The 16,726-nt window shown below is 69.5% G+C and carries 10 protein-coding genes and 1 pseudogene; 8 read left to right on the top strand and 3 right to left on the bottom strand.

Annotation, left to right across the window (positions count from 1 at the left end; all coding sequences use genetic code 11):
- The first annotated feature begins 357 nt into the window (after positions 1 to 357).
- The 3 genes and pseudogenes from rpoB (at position 358) to HNP44_RS13905 (ending at position 8,959) form a co-directional block, all read left to right on the top strand.
- Positions 358 to 3,908 (top strand): annotated as a pseudogene (gene rpoB, locus HNP44_RS13915) (DNA-directed RNA polymerase subunit beta).
- Positions 3,909 to 3,938: 30 nt separating this feature from the next.
- Positions 3,939 to 7,895 carry a DNA-directed RNA polymerase subunit beta' gene (locus HNP44_RS13910; RefSeq protein WP_259141050.1) on the top strand — a complete coding sequence of 1,319 codons (3,957 nt, stop codon included), beginning with the start codon at positions 3,939 to 3,941 and terminating at the stop codon, positions 7,893 to 7,895.
- A gap of 644 nt (positions 7,896 to 8,539) precedes the next feature.
- Positions 8,540 to 8,959, top strand: coding sequence for a DoxX family protein (locus HNP44_RS13905; protein ID WP_259141049.1), 420 nt, complete (start codon positions 8,540 to 8,542; stop codon positions 8,957 to 8,959).
- Between the two features lie 15 nt (positions 8,960 to 8,974).
- Here the strand turns inward: HNP44_RS13905 and HNP44_RS13900 are convergent, their stop codons facing one another.
- Complete coding sequence (locus HNP44_RS13900) at positions 8,975 to 9,349, bottom strand: YccF domain-containing protein (protein ID WP_224646827.1); 375 nt, start codon at positions 9,347 to 9,349, stop codon at positions 8,975 to 8,977.
- A 34-nt stretch (positions 9,350 to 9,383) separates the two neighbouring features.
- Between HNP44_RS13900 and HNP44_RS13895 the strand changes: the two genes are divergently transcribed.
- On the top strand, positions 9,384 to 9,719 hold the full coding sequence (locus HNP44_RS13895; protein WP_259141048.1) for a hypothetical protein: 336 nt from the start codon (positions 9,384 to 9,386) through the stop codon (positions 9,717 to 9,719).
- A 133-nt stretch (positions 9,720 to 9,852) separates the two neighbouring features.
- Complete coding sequence (locus HNP44_RS13890; protein WP_259141047.1) at positions 9,853 to 10,566, top strand: FadR/GntR family transcriptional regulator; 714 nt, start codon at positions 9,853 to 9,855, stop codon at positions 10,564 to 10,566.
- On the opposite strand, the gene HNP44_RS13885 is transcribed toward HNP44_RS13890, so the two are convergent.
- Positions 10,563 to 11,480, bottom strand: coding sequence for a helix-turn-helix transcriptional regulator (locus HNP44_RS13885; protein WP_259141046.1), 918 nt, complete (start codon positions 11,478 to 11,480; stop codon positions 10,563 to 10,565). The genes HNP44_RS13890 and HNP44_RS13885 overlap by 4 nt on opposite strands.
- Positions 11,481 to 11,543: 63 nt before the next feature.
- Here HNP44_RS13885 and HNP44_RS13880 point away from each other — a divergent pair, with 63 nt between their 5' ends.
- The 3 genes from HNP44_RS13880 (at position 11,544) to HNP44_RS13870 (ending at position 13,220) form a co-directional block, all read left to right on the top strand.
- On the top strand, positions 11,544 to 12,122 hold the full coding sequence (locus HNP44_RS13880; RefSeq protein ID WP_259141045.1) for a TIGR03086 family metal-binding protein: 579 nt from the start codon (positions 11,544 to 11,546) through the stop codon (positions 12,120 to 12,122).
- 56 nt (positions 12,123 to 12,178) lie between these two features.
- A complete protein-coding gene (locus HNP44_RS13875) occupies positions 12,179 to 12,769 on the top strand; it encodes a TIGR03086 family metal-binding protein (RefSeq protein ID WP_259141044.1) in 591 nt (196 codons plus the stop codon).
- Between the two features lie 76 nt (positions 12,770 to 12,845).
- Positions 12,846 to 13,220, top strand: a complete 375-nt coding sequence (locus HNP44_RS13870; RefSeq protein WP_259141043.1) for a VOC family protein — start codon at positions 12,846 to 12,848, stop codon at positions 13,218 to 13,220.
- A 252-nt stretch (positions 13,221 to 13,472) separates the two neighbouring features.
- Here the strand turns inward: HNP44_RS13870 and HNP44_RS13865 are convergent, their stop codons facing one another.
- A complete protein-coding gene (locus HNP44_RS13865) occupies positions 13,473 to 16,706 on the bottom strand; it encodes a DEAD/DEAH box helicase (RefSeq protein WP_259141042.1) in 3,234 nt (1,077 codons plus the stop codon).
- Positions 16,707 to 16,726: the final 20 nt, after the last annotated feature.

The raw sequence follows: 16,726 nt of genomic DNA, 5'->3' as shown, positions 1-16,726 counted from the left end.
GGCCCCGATATTCGAAGGAAATCGGCGGTTTCGCTTGACGTCCGCGCGGATTCGGGTCACAGTTATCGGCAGGACGCGATGTGCTCGTGTCCACGTGAGAGCATCCTCGGGTGCTTCCGGCCCGCACGGCAGCCAGCCCGCGGCCGGGGCCGACGGCACAGCCGACCGACGATGCCGGTGTTCGAAGAACGGCGCGCGTCATGCTTGCGCCCAAGCCTCTCGGGGCTTAGTCTGGACTGCCCCTTGCGGGGTGGACATTCCTCTGTTAATGTTGGACGTTGCGCTGGCTGCCTCCTGCCCATCTGAATATTCGCCCTCGAATGGGGCCGTACTCTGCGGGTTGCCGTCAGCACAATTTTGGCAACGTTACTAGTCACAGCAGAGGACGCATCTTGGCAGTCTCCGTCTCCAGCCAGACTCAGAACGATCAGAACGACGCCGTGGTGCCCGGAGCGCCCAAGCGCGTGTCGTTCGCGAAGATCTCCGAGCCGCTTCCCGTACCGGGCCTGCTCGACCTGCAGATCGACTCGTTCGACTGGCTCGTCGGTACGCCCGCTTGGCGGGACAAGGCCGCTGCGCGCGGCGAGGCACAGCCCACCGGCGGTCTGGAGGACATCCTCGCTGAGCTGTCTCCGATCGAGGACTTCTCGGGCTCGATGTCTCTCTCCTTCTCCGATCCGCGCTTCGACGAGGTCAAGGCCTCGATCGAGGAGTGCAAGGACAAGGACATGACGTACGCGGCACCGCTGTTCGTCACCGCCGAGTTCATCAACAACAACACCGGCGAGATCAAGTCGCAGACCGTTTTCATGGGCGATTTCCCCATGATGACGGACAAGGGCACGTTCATCATCAACGGCACCGAGCGCGTCGTCGTCTCGCAGCTCGTCCGTAGCCCGGGCGTGTACTTCGACGAGAACATCGACAAGTCGACCGAGAAGCCGCTGCACAGCGTCAAGGTCATCCCGGCCCGCGGTGCGTGGCTCGAGTTCGACGTCGACAAGCGCGACACCGTCGGTGTCCGCATCGACCGCAAGCGCCGCCAGCCCGTCACCGTGCTGCTCAAGGCGCTCGGTTGGACCACGGAGCAGATCCTCGAGCGCTTCGGCTTCTCGGAGATCATGCGGTCCACCCTCGAGAAGGACAACACGGCCGGCACCGACGAGGCCCTGCTCGACATCTACCGCAAGCTGCGCCCGGGCGAGCCGCCCACGAAGGAGTCGGCACAGACCCTGCTGGAGAACCTGTTCTTCAAGGAGAAGCGCTACGACCTGGCCCGCGTCGGCCGGTACAAGCTCAACAAGAAGCTCGGTCTCCCGGCGAACTCCGACGGCACGCAGCCGCTGGTGCTCACCGAGGAGGACATCGTTGCGACGATCGAGTACCTCGTGCGCCTGCACGAGGCGCCGTCGGAGCAGCTCACCTACATGACCGTGCCGGACGGCGTCGAGGTCCCCGTCGAGGTCGACGACATCGACCACTTCGGCAACCGTCGCCTGCGCACCGTCGGCGAGCTGATCCAGAACCAGCTCCGCGTGGGCCTGTCCCGCATGGAGCGCGTCGTCCGCGAGCGCATGACCACGCAGGACGTCGAGGCGATCACCCCGCAGACCCTGATCAACATCCGCCCGGTCTCGGCGGCGATCAAGGAGTTCTTCGGCACCTCGCAGCTCTCGCAGTTCATGGATCAGAACAACCCGCTGTCGGGCCTGACCCACAAGCGTCGCCTGTCGGCGCTCGGCCCCGGCGGTCTGTCGCGTGAGCGCGCCGGCCTTGAGGTCCGCGACGTCCACCCGTCGCACTACGGCCGCATGTGCCCGATCGAGACCCCTGAGGGCCCGAACATCGGCCTGATCGGTTCGCTGTCGGTGTACGCGCGGGTCAACCCGTTCGGCTTCATCGAGACTCCGTACCGCAAGGTCACGGACGGCAAGACCACCGACGAGATCGTCTACATGACGGCCGACGAGGAGGATCGCTACTACATCGCGCAGGCGAATGCGACCACCGACGCCGACGGCCGCCTGACCGACGACAAGGTGCTCGTGCGCAAGCGCGGCTCCGAGGTGGAGTTCGTCCCCGTCTCCGCCGTGGAGTACATGGACATCTCGCCGCGCCAGATGGTCTCGGTCGCGACCGCGATGATCCCGTTCCTCGAGCACGACGACGCCAACCGTGCCCTCATGGGTGCGAACATGCAGCGTCAGGCCGTGCCGCTGGTCCGTTCCGAGTCGCCGCTGGTCGGCACCGGTATGGAGCTGCGCGCCGCGGTCGACGCCGGCGACGTCGTCATCACCGAGAAGCCGGGCGTCGTGGAGGAGGTCTCGGCCGACTTCATCACCGTCATGGCCGACGAGGGCACGCGCAAGACCTACAAGCTGCGCAAGTTCGCGCGGTCGAACCAGGGCACCTGCGCCAACCAGCGTCCGATCGTGAACGCCGGCCAGCACGTCGAGGCCGGCCAGGTCCTGGCCGACGGCCCCTGCACCGACAACGGTGAGATGGCGCTCGGCAAGAACCTGCTCGTGGCGATCATGCCGTGGGAGGGCCACAACTACGAGGACGCGATCATCCTCTCGCAGCGCCTGGTGGAGGAGGACGTGCTCACGTCCATCCACATCGAGGAGCACGAGATCGATGCCCGCGACACGAAGCTGGGCGCCGAGGAGATCACCCGGGACATCCCGAACGTCTCCGACGAGGTGCTGGCCGATCTCGACGAGCGCGGCATCATCCGCATCGGCGCCGAGGTCCGCGACGGCGACATCCTGGTCGGCAAGGTCACCCCGAAGGGCGAGACCGAGCTGACCCCGGAGGAGCGGCTGCTCCGCGCGATCTTCGGTGAGAAGGCGCGCGAGGTCCGCGACACGTCGCTCAAGGTGCCCCACGGCGAGACCGGCAAGGTCATCGGCGTCCGCGTCTTCTCGCGCGACGACGACGACGAGCTGGCCCCCGGCGTGAACGAGCTGGTCCGCGTGTACGTGGCCCAGAAGCGCAAGGTCCAGGACGGCGACAAGCTGGCCGGCCGTCACGGCAACAAGGGCGTCATCGGCAAGATCCTCCCCGCCGAGGACATGCCCTTCCTGCCCGACGGCACCCCGGTCGACATCATCCTCAACACGCACGGCGTGCCCCGTCGTATGAACATCGGCCAGATCCTGGAGACGCACCTCGGGTGGGTCGCCAAGACCGGCTGGGACGTGCGCGACGAGAACGGGAACATCCCCGACTGGGCGTCCGCGCTCCCGGAGGAGATGTACAGCCAGCCCAAGGACACCAACACCGCGACGCCGGTGTTCGACGGCGCCCGCGACGAGGAGCTGGCGGGCCTGCTGGGCTCGACGCTGGCCAACCGCGACGGCGACGTCATGGTCGGCGCCGACGGCAAGGCGACGCTGTTCGACGGTCGCTCGGGCGAGCCCTTCCCGTACCCGGTGGCCATCGGCTACATGTACATCCTCAAGCTCCACCACCTGGTGGACGAGAAGATCCACGCCCGCTCCACCGGTCCGTACTCGATGATCACGCAGCAGCCGCTGGGTGGTAAGGCGCAGTTCGGTGGACAGCGCTTCGGCGAGATGGAGTGCTGGGCGATGCAGGCGTACGGCGCCGCCTACACCCTGCAGGAGCTGCTCACCATCAAGTCGGACGATGTGGTCGGCCGCGTGAAGGTGTACGAGGCGATCGTCAAGGGCGAGAACATCCCCGAGCCCGGCATCCCCGAGTCGTTCAAGGTGCTCCTCAAGGAGCTCCAGTCGCTCTGCCTGAACGTGGAGGTGCTGTCGTCCGACGGTGCCGCCATCGAGATGGCCGACGGCGACGACGAGGACCTCGAGCGCGCTGCTGCCAACCTCGGCATCAACCTCTCGCGCAACGAGAACGCCTCCGCCGAAGACCTCGCGAACTAGCCCCCGCCAACCGGACGAATTAGGAGAGAAGTGCTCGACGTTAACTTCTTCGACGAACTGAAGATCGGTCTGGCGACCGCCGATGACATCCGTAACTGGAGCTACGGCGAGGTCAAGAAGCCCGAGACCATCAACTACCGCACGCTCAAGCCCGAGAAGGACGGACTCTTCTGCGAGAAGATCTTCGGCCCGACTCGCGACTGGGAGTGCTACTGCGGCAAGTACAAGCGCGTCCGCTTCAAGGGCATCATCTGCGAGCGCTGCGGCGTCGAGGTCACTCGCGCCAAGGTGCGTCGTGAGCGGATGGGCCACATCGAGCTCGCCGCGCCTGTCACCCACATCTGGTACTTCAAGGGCGTCCCGTCGCGCTTGGGCTACCTGCTGGACCTGGCGCCGAAGGATCTCGAGAAGATCATCTACTTCGCGGCCTACGTGATCACCGAGGTCGACGAGGAGCAGCGCCACAACGAGCAGTCCACGCTCGAGGCCGAGATCACCTCCGAGAAGAAGGTGCTCGCGGACCAGCGCGACGTGGATCTCGAGAACCGCGCCAAGAAGCTCGAGGACGACCTGGCCGTCCTCGAGGCCGAGGGCGCCAAGGCCGACCAGCGCCGCAAGGTGAAGGACGGCGGCGAGCGCGAGATGCGGCAGATCCGCGATCGCGCCGGCCGTGCCATCGACGAGCTCGACGAGATCTGGACGACCTTCGTCAAGCTCGCGCCGAAGGACATGATCGTCGACGAGAAGCTCTACCGTGAGCTGCAGGACCGCTACGGCGAGTACTTCAAGGGCGCTATGGGTGCCGAGGCGATCAAGAAGCTCATCGAGAACTTCGACATCGACGCCGAGGCCGAGTCGCTGCGCGAGACCATCCGCTCGGGCAAGGGGCAGAAGAAGCTCCGCGCCCTCAAGCGGCTCAAGGTCGTCGCGGCGTTCCAGCAGTCGGGCAACTCGCCGCTGGGCATGGTCCTCGACGCGGTGCCGGTGATCCCGCCGGAGCTGCGCCCGATGGTCCAGCTCGACGGTGGCCGGTTCGCCACGTCCGACCTGAACGACCTCTACCGTCGCGTGATCAACCGCAACAACCGCCTCAAGCGACTGATCGACCTCGGCGCGCCCGAGATCATCGTCAACAACGAGAAGCGGATGCTGCAGGAGTCCGTCGACGCGCTGTTCGACAACGGCCGCCGCGGCCGTCCGGTCACCGGACCGGGCAACCGCCCGCTCAAGTCGCTGTCCGATCTGCTCAAGGGCAAGCAGGGCCGGTTCCGTCAGAACCTGCTCGGCAAGCGCGTGGACTACTCGGGCCGTTCGGTCATCGTCGTGGGCCCGCAGCTCAAGCTGCACCAGTGCGGCCTGCCGAAGCTGATGGCGCTCGAGCTGTTCAAGCCCTTCGTGATGAAGCGCCTGGTGGATCTCAACCACGCGCAGAACATCAAGTCGGCCAAGCGGATGGTCGAGCGGCAGCGGCCGCAGGTGTGGGACGTCCTCGAAGAGGTCATCGCCGAGCACCCCGTGCTGCTCAACCGTGCCCCCACGCTGCACCGCCTGGGTATCCAGGCCTTCGAGCCGCAGCTCGTCGAGGGCAAGGCCATCCAGCTGCACCCGCTCGTCTGTGAGGCGTTCAACGCCGACTTCGACGGTGACCAGATGGCTGTGCACCTCCCGCTGTCCGCGGAGGCGCAGGCCGAGGCCCGCATCCTGATGCTGTCCTCGAACAACATCCTGTCGCCGGCGTCGGGTCGCCCGCTCGCCATGCCCCGTCTGGACATGGTGACCGGTCTGTACCACCTGACCACGGAGAAGCCCGAGGCGAAGGGCCACTACACGGCCGCCGCCAAGGACCAGCCCGAGACCGGCGTGTACTCGTCCCCGGCCGAGGCCATCATGGCAGTCGACCTGGGCGAGCTGTCGATCCAGGCGCCGATCAAGGTGCGGCTCACGCAGCAGCGCCCGTCGGCCGAGGTCGAGGCGGAGCTGTTCGACGGTGCGTGGGCCCGCGGTCAGGCCTGGACGGCCGAGACCACCCTGGGTCGCGTGCTGTTCAACGAGCTGCTCCCGGCGAACTACCCGTTCATCGACGAGCAGATGCCGAAGAAGCGTCAGGCCGTGATCATCAACGACCTGGCCGAGCGGTACCTGATGATCGTGGTCGCGCAGACCGTCGACAAGCTCAAGGACGCCGGCTTCTACTGGGCCACGCGTTCGGGCGTGACGGTCTCGATGTCCGATGTGCTCGTTCCCCCGAGCAAGAAGGACATCCTCGACCGCTACGAGGAGCGGGCCGACGGCATCGAGCGCAAGTACGCCCGCGGTGCCCTCACCTCGGGTGAGCGTCGCGACGCGCTGGTGGAGATCTGGAAGCAGGCCACCGACGAGGTCGGTAAGGCGATCGATGACTTCTACCCCGAAGACAACCCGATCACGATGATCCCGAAGTCGGGCGCCACCGGCAACATGACCCAGGTGCGCAACCTGGCGGGCATGAAGGGCCTGGTGACGAACCCGAAGGGTGAGTTCATCCCGCGTCCCATCAAGTCCTCCTTCCGCGAGGGCCTGACGGTGCTGGAGTACTTCATCAACACCCACGGCGCTCGTAAGGGTCTGGCCGATACCGCTCTGCGTACGGCCGACTCGGGCTACCTGACCCGTCGTCTGGTCGACGTCTCGCAGGACGTCATCGTCCGCGAGACCGACTGCGGCACCAGCCGCGGCATCGTCGTCCCGCTGGCGGAGGTCCAGGCCGACGGCTCGCTGATCCGCGACGCGCACGTCGAGACCTCGGCGTACGCCCGCACGCTCGCCGAGGACGCGGTCGCCAAGGACGGCACCGTCGTCGTCGAGCGCGGCCACGACCTGGGCGACCCCCAGATCGAGGCGCTGCTCGAGGCCGGCATCGCGGAGGTGAAGGTGCGCTCCGTGCTCACCTGCACCACCGGCACCGGTGTCTGCGCCACCTGCTACGGCCGCTCGATGGCGACCGGCAAGCTCGTCGACATCGGCGAGGCGGTCGGTATCGTCGCCGCGCAGTCGATCGGTGAGCCCGGTACCCAGCTGACGATGCGTACCTTCCACCAGGGTGGCGTCGGTGACGACATCACCGGCGGTCTGCCGCGAGTCACCGAGCTGTTCGAGGCCCGTGTCCCCAAGGGCAAGGCCCCGATCGCCGAGACCTCCGGCCGAATCCGCCTGGAGGACGACGACCGGTTCTACACGATCACCATCACGCCGGACGACGGCAGCGAAGAGGTCGTGTACGACAAGATCAGCAAGCGCCAGCGTCTCCGCGTGTTCAAGCACGAGGACGGCTCCGAGCGTCTGCTTGCCGACGGTGACCACGTGCAGGTGGGCCAGCAGCTCCTCGAGGGCGCTGCCGACCCGCACGAGGTGCTGCGCGTCATGGGCCCGCGTCAGGTGCAGGTGCACCTGGTCAACGAGGTCCAGGAGGTGTACCGGTCGCAGGGTGTGTCCATCCACGACAAGCACATCGAGACCATCGTGCGGCAGATGCTGCGTCGCGTGACGATCATCGATTCGGGTTCGACGGAGTTCCTGCCCGGCTCGCTCACCGAGCGCGCCGAGTTCGAGGCCGCGAACCGTCGGGTCGTCGCCGAGGGCGGCGAGCCCGCGGCCGGCCGTCCGGTGCTCATGGGCATCACGAAGGCCTCGCTCGCGACCGACTCGTGGCTGTCGGCGGCCTCCTTCCAGGAGACCACCCGCGTGCTCACGGACGCCGCGATCAACACCCGCTCCGACAAGCTGGTGGGCCTCAAGGAGAACGTCATCATCGGCAAGCTCATCCCGGCCGGTACGGGCATCAACAAGTACCGGAACATCCAGGTGCAGCCCACCGAGGAGGCCCGCGCGGCCGCGTACTCGGTGCCGACCTTCGACGACCAGTACTACGGCCCGGAGGGTGCGTTCGGCGCCCCGTCCGGCGCCGCGGTGCCGCTCGACGACTACGGCTTCTCCGACGGTTACCGGTGAGCTGAGTAGCTGACAACGGCCCCCGACCTGCTTGCAGGTCGGGGGCCGTTCTCGTCGGTCCGACGGTGCCTGGTGGCCGGCCGGGCGGGGGCGTCTCTGCTCACTAGGCCTCGCCCCACTTCGCTAGCGCTTCGGGGGCTGCAGAACCGTTCGCAGCGACGCCTCCGCCCGTCCCTCGTTCGTCCGTCGGCTCCCGACGTTGCTCATAGTCTCAGCCGTGGCGCGCCCGTCCATCGTTCGGCGGTCGGCTCTCTGCGCTGCCGATGATTGCCGGCGCTGCCGGTAGTCAGCAGCGCTCGCGGATATCGGCAGCGGGTACCGCCGTCGCGCGTGGTTCGGCGCGATTGCCGGCGGTTTCGGTGGCGGCGACCTGCGATTCCGCTGCCGAAACCGCTGGGAACCGGCGTCGCCGGCATCGTCCCCCGCGCCGCATTCCGTCCCCCGCGCCGCGCCGATTCGCGGCCCCGGCGTTTCGTCCCCCATGAGACACCGTTCGTGCGGTGGGGGAGGAGTCGTCCCCCTCGCGGCGCCGATTCCCCCACGAGACGCCGCACGGCTGGCGTATTGACGCAACCGATCGGTTGTGTGTACGGTGTGAACATTACAGATGTTCACGCCGTGAACACCGAACCGAGGAGCCTCTCATGACCACCGACGCAGCCGCAACCACAGAATCCGCTACGCAGGGGCGCTCCAAGTCGTGGATCGCGGGCATGGTGATCACCGTGCTGGTCTGGGCGTTCCTCGTCTTCGACGTCGTCGGCAAGCTGACGAAGCCGCAGGCGGTCATCGACGGCACGCGCAAGCTCGGCTTCCAGGAGAAGCACATCCTGGTCATCGGGCTGATTCTGCTCGTCGGCGTCGTGCTGTGGACGATCCCGCGCACCGCGGTGATCGGCGCCGTCTATCTCACGGGCTACCTCGGCGGCGCCGTCGCGATCAACCTGCGCGCCGAGCAGCCGATCGCCGGCTTCGTGCTCTCGGGCGTCTACGTGGGTCTGCTGATCTGGCTCGCGATGATCCTCCGCCGCCCCGACCTGCGCCGCGCGGTCCTCGGCCGCTGACCGCGGGCTTCGGACCTACGACGTCGGCACGATCTCCGAGCCCAGGGGCAGTAGCGACAGCCGGATCATCTTGAAGTTCGCGACGGCCAGCGGGATGCCGATGATGGTGAGGCACAGCGCGATCCCGGTGAGGATGTGCCCGATCGCCAGCCATATCCCCGCGACGAGCAGCCAGATGATGTTCCCCACCAGCGACGCCGCGCCCGCGCCGGGACGATCGACGACGGTCCGCCCGAACGGCCACAGCGCGTAGTTGGCGATACGGAACGACGCCAGTCCGAACGGGATCGTCACGATGAGCAGGCAGCAGATGATCCCGGCGACGGCGTACCCCACGGCCATCCAGAACCCGCAGAGCACCAGCCAGATGATGTTGAGGATCAGCTTCACCACCCCAGTATGCCGACGCGGCTACCGTGGTGTCATGAACCTCTTCCAACGCGGAGCCAAGCTGTTCAACACCGCTTTCACGCCGCTGCTGTCCCTGCCGGTCGTCGGGCCGGCGCTGGGCAAGTCGATGGTCACCATCAGCTACACCGGCCGCAAGTCCGGCAAGTCCTTCTCACTGCCGGTCGCGTATCAGCGCAAGGGCGACGAGGTCGTCATCGGCGTCGCGATGCCGGAGCAGAAACAGTGGTGGCGCAACTTCCTCGGCGAGGGCGCCGATCTCACCCTCCACTTCTCCGACGGTGACCGTACGGGCCGTGCCGTGGCCACCACCGGGCCGCGGGGCACCGTCGTCCGGGTGGGCCTGGCCTGAGCGTCGCACCCGGTCAGACGCCCAGCCGGTGGACCCGCCGGGCGGTCCGGCCGAGCGTCGCCTCGTGCTCGGCGGGATAGAGGGCCTGGCGTTGTGCGGCCGCCCGAGCCCTGCCGCCGCATAGGATTGCCCGATGCCGACCAGCGACGGTGCCGGGCGGGTCTCGCGGACGGACGACGCGATCCGCACGCTCAAGGCGATGATCACCGACGGAGAGCTGCCCGCCGGGAGCCGGCTCCCGCGCGAGGTCGACCTCGCCGCCCGACTCGGCCTGTCCCGCAACTCCCTTCGCGAGGCGATCCGCGCGCTCACGATGCTGCGGATCCTGGACGTCCGGCAGGGCGACGGCACCTACGTCACGAGCCTCGAGCCCACCCTGTTGCTCGACACCATGGGATTCGTCGTCGATTTCCAGCAGGAGGATTCGGTGCTGCACTTCTTCGAGGTGCGCCGCATCCTCGAGCCGGCGGCCACCGCGATGGCGGCGCACCGGATCACCGCCGAGGGGCTCGCGATCCTGGAGGAGACCTTATCCCTCGGCGGGCCCGATGCCTCCGTGGAAACCCTGGTGCAGCAGGACATCCTGTTCCATCAGACGATCGCCGAGGCGTCCGGGAATCCCGTGCTGCGGGCGCTCATCGCGGGCCTCTCGGCGCCGACCTTGCGCGCGCGGATGTGGCGCGGCACTGAGCAAGAGGACGCCCGCGCCCGCACCATCGCCGAGCATCGGCAGATCTACGACGCCCTCGTCGCCGGTCAGGCCGACGTCGCCTGCGCGTGCGCGACGGTGCACATCGCGGGCGTCGAGGGCTGGATCCGCCGGGCAATGGCCGACGACGCGTCCTAGTCGGTCCTGAGCGCTGCGGCCGCCTCGGCGAGCCGAGCCGCCAACGCGGCTCGTACCGCAGGCGGGCCCGTCACTTCGATGTGCGGCAGCGCGCCCCAGAGAGCCCACACCGCGCGCCCGACGTCACTGAAGCCGAGCGTGCCGGCACCGTCGGGCCCGGGCGGCGTGACCACCGTCCCGAACCCGGAAAGCTTGGTCCAGCCGTACTCGTCGGCGCGCACCTCGACGACCACCGCCTCGTGCCCGGAGCGGAAGGATGCGCGCGAGTCCTCGAACTCGGCCGCCAGGTCCACCGTCTCCGGGCGGCGCGCGGTCTCGTCGAGCACCGTCACCGCGCAGAACCGCGAGGTGCGGTAGGTGCGCCGTTCGCCGTCGCGCAGGGCCATGAGGTACCAGGCCTGACCCGCGTGGACCAGGCCGACGGGGTCCAGCGTCCGCTCGGCGGCATCGGCCCCGCGCGGCCGGTACGTCGCCCGCACCCGCAGCCCGTCGATGACGGCGCGCTGCAGCTCCCCGAGGTGCGGGTCGGGCTCGGGCGCGCGCGCGAAACCGTCGGGGCGCACGTGGATCCGCTGGGCGGCGGCGGCCGCTTCCCGACGGTGCGCCTCCGGCAGCGCCGCCGCCACCTTCCGCATGGCGCCCGCGAAGGCGGGGGAGTCCGGCGCGCCGGCGAGCAGGGCCTTCGCCTCGTCGAGGGTGAGGCCCGTGAGATCGGTGCGGTAGCCAGGGAGCAGGCGGATGCCGCCGCCGCGGCCGCGATCGGTGTAGACGGGGACGCCCGCGACGCCGAGGGCCTCGACGTCTCGCAGCACGGTGCGGGTGGAGACCTCCAGCTCCGAGGCGATCTGCGCGGCGGTCATGGTGCCGCGGTGGCGCAGCAGCATGAGGACGGACAGGAGGCGGTCGGCACGCATGGATCTCAGAATGCCAGGAGAACATGACAGAAGGTGTCATGTTAGGCCGGTTGAATCGCTCCCATGACCAACACAGCCACTGACCCCCGCCCCTCCTACGCCGCCGCCACCGCCTGGGTGCAGTCCCTGCTCGCCGCCGTCACCGAGGAGCAGCTCGCGCTGCCCACGCCCTGCGACGAGTTCGACGTCCGCGCCCTCGGCGAGCACCTCGTCGCCGTGATCATGCGCGCCGAGGCGCTCGCCACCGTCGCCACGGTCGAGGGGCAGCCCTTCCGCGCCGACGAGCACGACGCCGCCACCTACGGCGCGATCCGCGAGCGCGCGCTCGCGGCCTGGGACGTCGCGCCGCTCGAGCGCGAGGTCACCGTGCCCTGGGGTGTCGTCCCCGGTTTCGCGGCCCTCGGCATGTACGTCAACGAGACCCTCGTCCACGGCTGGGACCTCGCCGTCGCGACGGGCCAGACTGCCGAGTTCCCCGAGCCCGCGCTGCCGGAGGGCGTTCTCGGGGTGGTCAAGAGCGTGCTGCCCGCTGACTTCCGCGGCGGCGACGTGCCCTTCGGTCCGGTCGTCGAACCGCGCGAGGGAGCCGGCCCCACCGAGCGGCTCGCGAACTGGAACGGCCACCACTGGCCCGCGGCCTGACGCCGCGGGCCTGTTTAGGTCAGGAACTGGCACGTGGGGCGGATTGACTGGCGGGCATGACCGACGTCGCCTTTGATCCCCGCCCCGCCTACTCCGCCGCCACGGCGTGGGTGCAGTCCCTGCTGGAAGGCCTCACCGACGACCAGCTCGGACGGCCCACGCCCTGCGGCCGTGAGCTCGACGTCCGCACACTGGTGGGCCACCTGACCGCCCACTGCCTGCAGGTGACCGCGCTCGCGGAGACGGGCACCGTTGGCGGCCTGCCGAACACGGTGCCGGAGCACGACGCCGCGACCTACGGCGAGGCACGCGCGCGGTCGATCTCCGCGTGGTCGAGCGAGCCGCTCGACGGGACGGTGACCGCGCCGTGGGGTACGGCGTCCGGCGGAGAGGCCCTCTCCACCTACGTCAACGAGGCGCTGGTGCACGGGTGGGACGTCGCCGTCGCCACCGGGCAGCCGGCCGAGATCGCCGACGGTGTCGTCGCCGAGGCCGCCCTCGAGGTGGCGCGGGTTGCGATCCCGGCGGAACTGCGCACGGTCCCGGGATTCCCGTTCGGACCCGTCGTCGAGCCACGCGAAGGCGCCGGCCCCACCGAGCAACTCGCCAACTGGAACGGCCGCAGTGTGATCGGATGGGGCGCCTGAGCACCGTCGTTCCGCCTCCGGGATGTCGTTCGTGAGCCATTGACATGAACGCCGGTTGAGGTCCTAGCGTCGAGACATGAGCATCGAACTGAACCACACCATCGTCGCCGCCTCCGACAACCTCGAGACCGCGCGGTTCCTCACCGAACTGCTCGGTCTCGAGGCTCCGGTGGACGTGGGCGGCGGCCACTTCCAGCAGGTCCGCCTCGCCAACGACGTGGTGCTCGACGTTATGACGGTGCCCGGGCCCGTCCACCCGCAGCACTACGCCTTCCTCGTCTCGGAGCAGGAGTTCGACGAGATCTTCGCGCGGATCACCGAGCGCGGCCTGGAATTCTGGGCGCAGCCCGACGGCTCCGGCGCCGGGGAGATCAACCACCGCTTCGGCGGCCGCGGCGTCTACTTCCGCTCGCCCGACGGCCACGCCCTCGAAGCCCTCACCGCCGCCTGAGGCGGCACCTGTTCCGAGGCCGGACGCCCGGCGCCCCTGGGGGGAATGGGTGTCTGGTGGGGGTGCGGCGTGGCGCGGGGGACGACCGAGCCCCCATGAGAAGCACGGCGTCCAGTGGGGGAGCGAACGCGGGAGCCGCGTTTCGGTGCGGCGCGGGGGACGAACCGGCGAGCTCGCACGCCGTCACACCGATCGCGCGTGCCGCTGCACCGGCCGCTGTGGTGCCGCAGCCGCAGCCGCAGCCGCAGCCCCTCAGTCGTCGAACAGCGCCCGGATGTCGGAGGCCGCGAGCCGGGCATCGAATCCGCCCTCGCCGCCGACGACGGACTCGAACAGCGCGGCCTTGCGCTCCTTGAGCGCCATCACCTTGTCCTCGATGGTGTCGGCGGAGACCAGCCGGTAGACCATCACGCTGCGGGTCTGCCCGATGCGGTGTGCGCGGTCGATGGCCTGCGCTTCGGCGGCCGGGTTCCACCAGGGGTCGAGCAGGAAGCAGTAGTCGGCCTGCACCAGGTTCAGGCCGAAGCCGCCGGCCTTGAGCGAGATGAGGAAGACCTGGACCTCGCCGGAGGTGAACTTCTCGATCGCCGCGGGCCGGTCGGTCGTCGAGCCGTCGAGGTAGGCGTACTCCACGCCCTCCTCGTCGAGTCGCTCGGCGGCCTTGCGCAGGAAACCGGTGAACTGGCTGAACACCAGCACGGCGTGCTTCTCCTCGAGCAGCTCGTCCAGCTTCTCGACCAGGAAGTCGAGCTTGGCGACGTCCTCCACTGCCAGCTCCTCGTCGACCAGCGACGGGTCGAGCGCGAGGCGGCGCAGCATGGTCAGCGACCGCAGGATCTCGAACCGGTTGCCCTCGAAGTCGTCCAGCAAGCCCAGCAGCTTCGCCCGCTGATCGGCGAGCACGCGGTCGTAGGTGTGCCGGTGCTCCTCCGAGAGCTCCACCTGCACCACGGATTCCGTCTTCTCCGGCAGGTCCTTCGCGACCAGGTCCTTGGTGCGCCGCAGCATGAACGGGCGCACGCGCCGCCGCAACCGGGCGAGCCGGTCGTCGTCGCCGCCGCGCTCGATCGGTCGCCGGTACTCCTCCGCGAACCACGACCGGCCGGGGAACAGTCCCGGCACGGTCAGCGCGGTGAGCGCCCACAGCTCCTCGAGGTGGTTCTCCATCGGGGTGCCGGTCACGGCCAGGGTGAATGGCCGGTCCAGCAGCGTCACCGCGGCGAAGGCCTTCGATCGCGGGTTCTTCACGAACTGTGCCTCATCGAGAATCGCGCCCGCCCACGTTACGGCCGCGTACTCCTCCGCGTCCAGCCGCAGCAGCGTGTACGAGGTCAGCACCAGGTCGGCGCCCGCGACCACCGAAGTGATCGACGTGCCCGACTTCCGCGCGGTCTCGGAGACCACGGCCACCGACAGGTGCGGCGCGAACCGCTTGCACTCGGCGGCCCAGTTGCCCACCACCGACGTCGGCGCCACCACCAGGAACGGCCCGGGCCGCTCCGGTGCGCGCTCGTGCGCACGGCAGATCAGGGCCAGCGTCTGCACCGTCTTGCCGAGGCCCATGTCGTCGGCGAGGATCCCGCCGAAGTCGTTGTCGTACAGGAACGACAGCCAGTCCAGGCCGTCGCGCTGGTAGGGCCGCAGCTCGGCCCGCAGGGTCGACGGTGCCTCCTGCCGCGCCAGGTCGCCCGCCGTCAGGGCTCCGACCCGGCGGGACCAGTCACCGTCGAAGTCGGTGGCGTCCGCGAGGTCGGCGAGGTCGTCGACGAGGCCCGCCTGGAACCGGCTGATCCGCAAGCCTCGGTCGTCGGAGCCGGCGCCGGACCGTGCCCCGCGGCGCGCACCGCGGGCCGGCAGATCCCGCGCCTCGCCGATCAGCTCCCGCAGCCGGTCGAAGCGCTCGCCGTCGATCCGGGCGAGCACGCCTCCGGGGCTGACGAGGGTGTCGTGACCCGCGGCGACGGCGGTGAAGACGTCCCGGAACGGGACCTCCTCGCCGTCGACTTCCACGGCGACCTCGAGGTCGAACCAGTCCGTCGACGCGGTGTCGGACTCCGACCGCACCCGCACGGACACCGAAGCCGAGCTCTGCGCCCAGCGGAACCCGGGGTCGTCGGTGACCTCCACGACGACTGACGGCACCGACCGCAGCACGGGCGCGACCTCGGCCAGCCACACTGCTGCCTCGGTGCCCCGGTAGAAGCCCTGCGAGTGGTCCACACCGACGGTGGCCTCGCGCAGCGCCACGGCCATCGCGCGGGTGATCCGCTGCTGCCCGACGGCGTCGGCGAGGCCGGCCGGCTCGCGACCGAGGACGAAGTCACGGGTCTCGCCGCTGACGGTATAGCGCCACTTCCAGTCGACCTCGAGCTCGGCAGCCTCGGGGAAGTAGCGGGCGGTGCACAGCAGCTCGGGGCCCAGGACCTCGACCTCGCCGACCAACTGGTCGGGGTCGCGGACCGGGGCGACGGCCGCCAGATAGGGCAGGTACTTCTCGCGGAGCTCGGGCACCGCATCCGCGGGCACCTGCACCGGGGTGAACCGGCGCAGCGCGGTGGTGTGCTGCGCGGACAGCGGCGGATCGAGCGGCGCGAGGCGTAACACGTCGCCGTCCTGCTGGAAGACGCCGAGGGCGCGGTGCGCGCCGAGCAGCCCGCCGGTGAAGGTCCGCGGACCGTCGCCGAAGTCGACCTCGCGGTCCAGCTCCACGCTCCCGTCCACCGAGCGGGTCACGAGCCCCAGCCGCGTCGGCGGGCCGAGGACCACGGTGCCACGCGCCTTCTTGCTCAGCAGCGGCACGCCGGCGTCGCGGACGGCGCGCAACTGGTCCCACAGCAGCGGGGTGTCCACCATGCCGAGATCGGCCCAGGCGTCCACGCCGTACAGCGACCAGGTGATGAGCTGCGCGAGCGGAGCCAGGACGTCGCGCTGGGCGGGCGCGACCCGCGGCGCGGTGGCGATGGTGCGCCACCGCACGTCGCCCGCGACCCACGAGCCGTCGCGCATGCCGGGCGTCGCCAGCCGCACCTGCAGGCGTTGCCCGGAGACGACGCCGCGCTCGTCGACCTCGAACTGCAGCGCGACCGGCAGGACGGCGGCGCTCGCCCGCGGGGCCTCCGGCAGCAGGGCGGCAAGCTGCCGCTCCCACGGGTCCGGCTGCGGGATCTCGCTCTCCTCGACGTCCTCCGCGGTGAGCTCGAGCAGCAGTGCCGCGCCGTGCTTGCAGTTGAGGGCGACGGGGCAGGTGCACAGGCTGCGCACGGGCCGCCAGCCGGCGCCGCCGGGCTCGATCCACACCTGCGTGTCGTACTCGCGGGTACCGGCGACGACGCCCGTGACGAGGCGCTTCTCGTCGTCCCATTCGAGGTCGCCGACGAGGCCGGTGCCCACGTACTCGCCCGCGCGACGCACGGTCGGCCCCCCGAAGAAGCCGATCAGGTCCTCGGGGGTGAACGAGGGCCCTCCGCCGGCAGTCGATGCGCTCATGGTCAAGCGGACAGTCTAGC

The organism is Tsukamurella ocularis, assembly GCF_024807615.1.
Classification (GTDB): domain Bacteria; phylum Actinomycetota; class Actinomycetes; order Mycobacteriales; family Mycobacteriaceae; genus Tsukamurella; species Tsukamurella ocularis.
The sequence above is the reverse complement of the archived record's forward strand: the minus strand, read 5'-3'. Positions and strand labels throughout refer to the sequence as shown.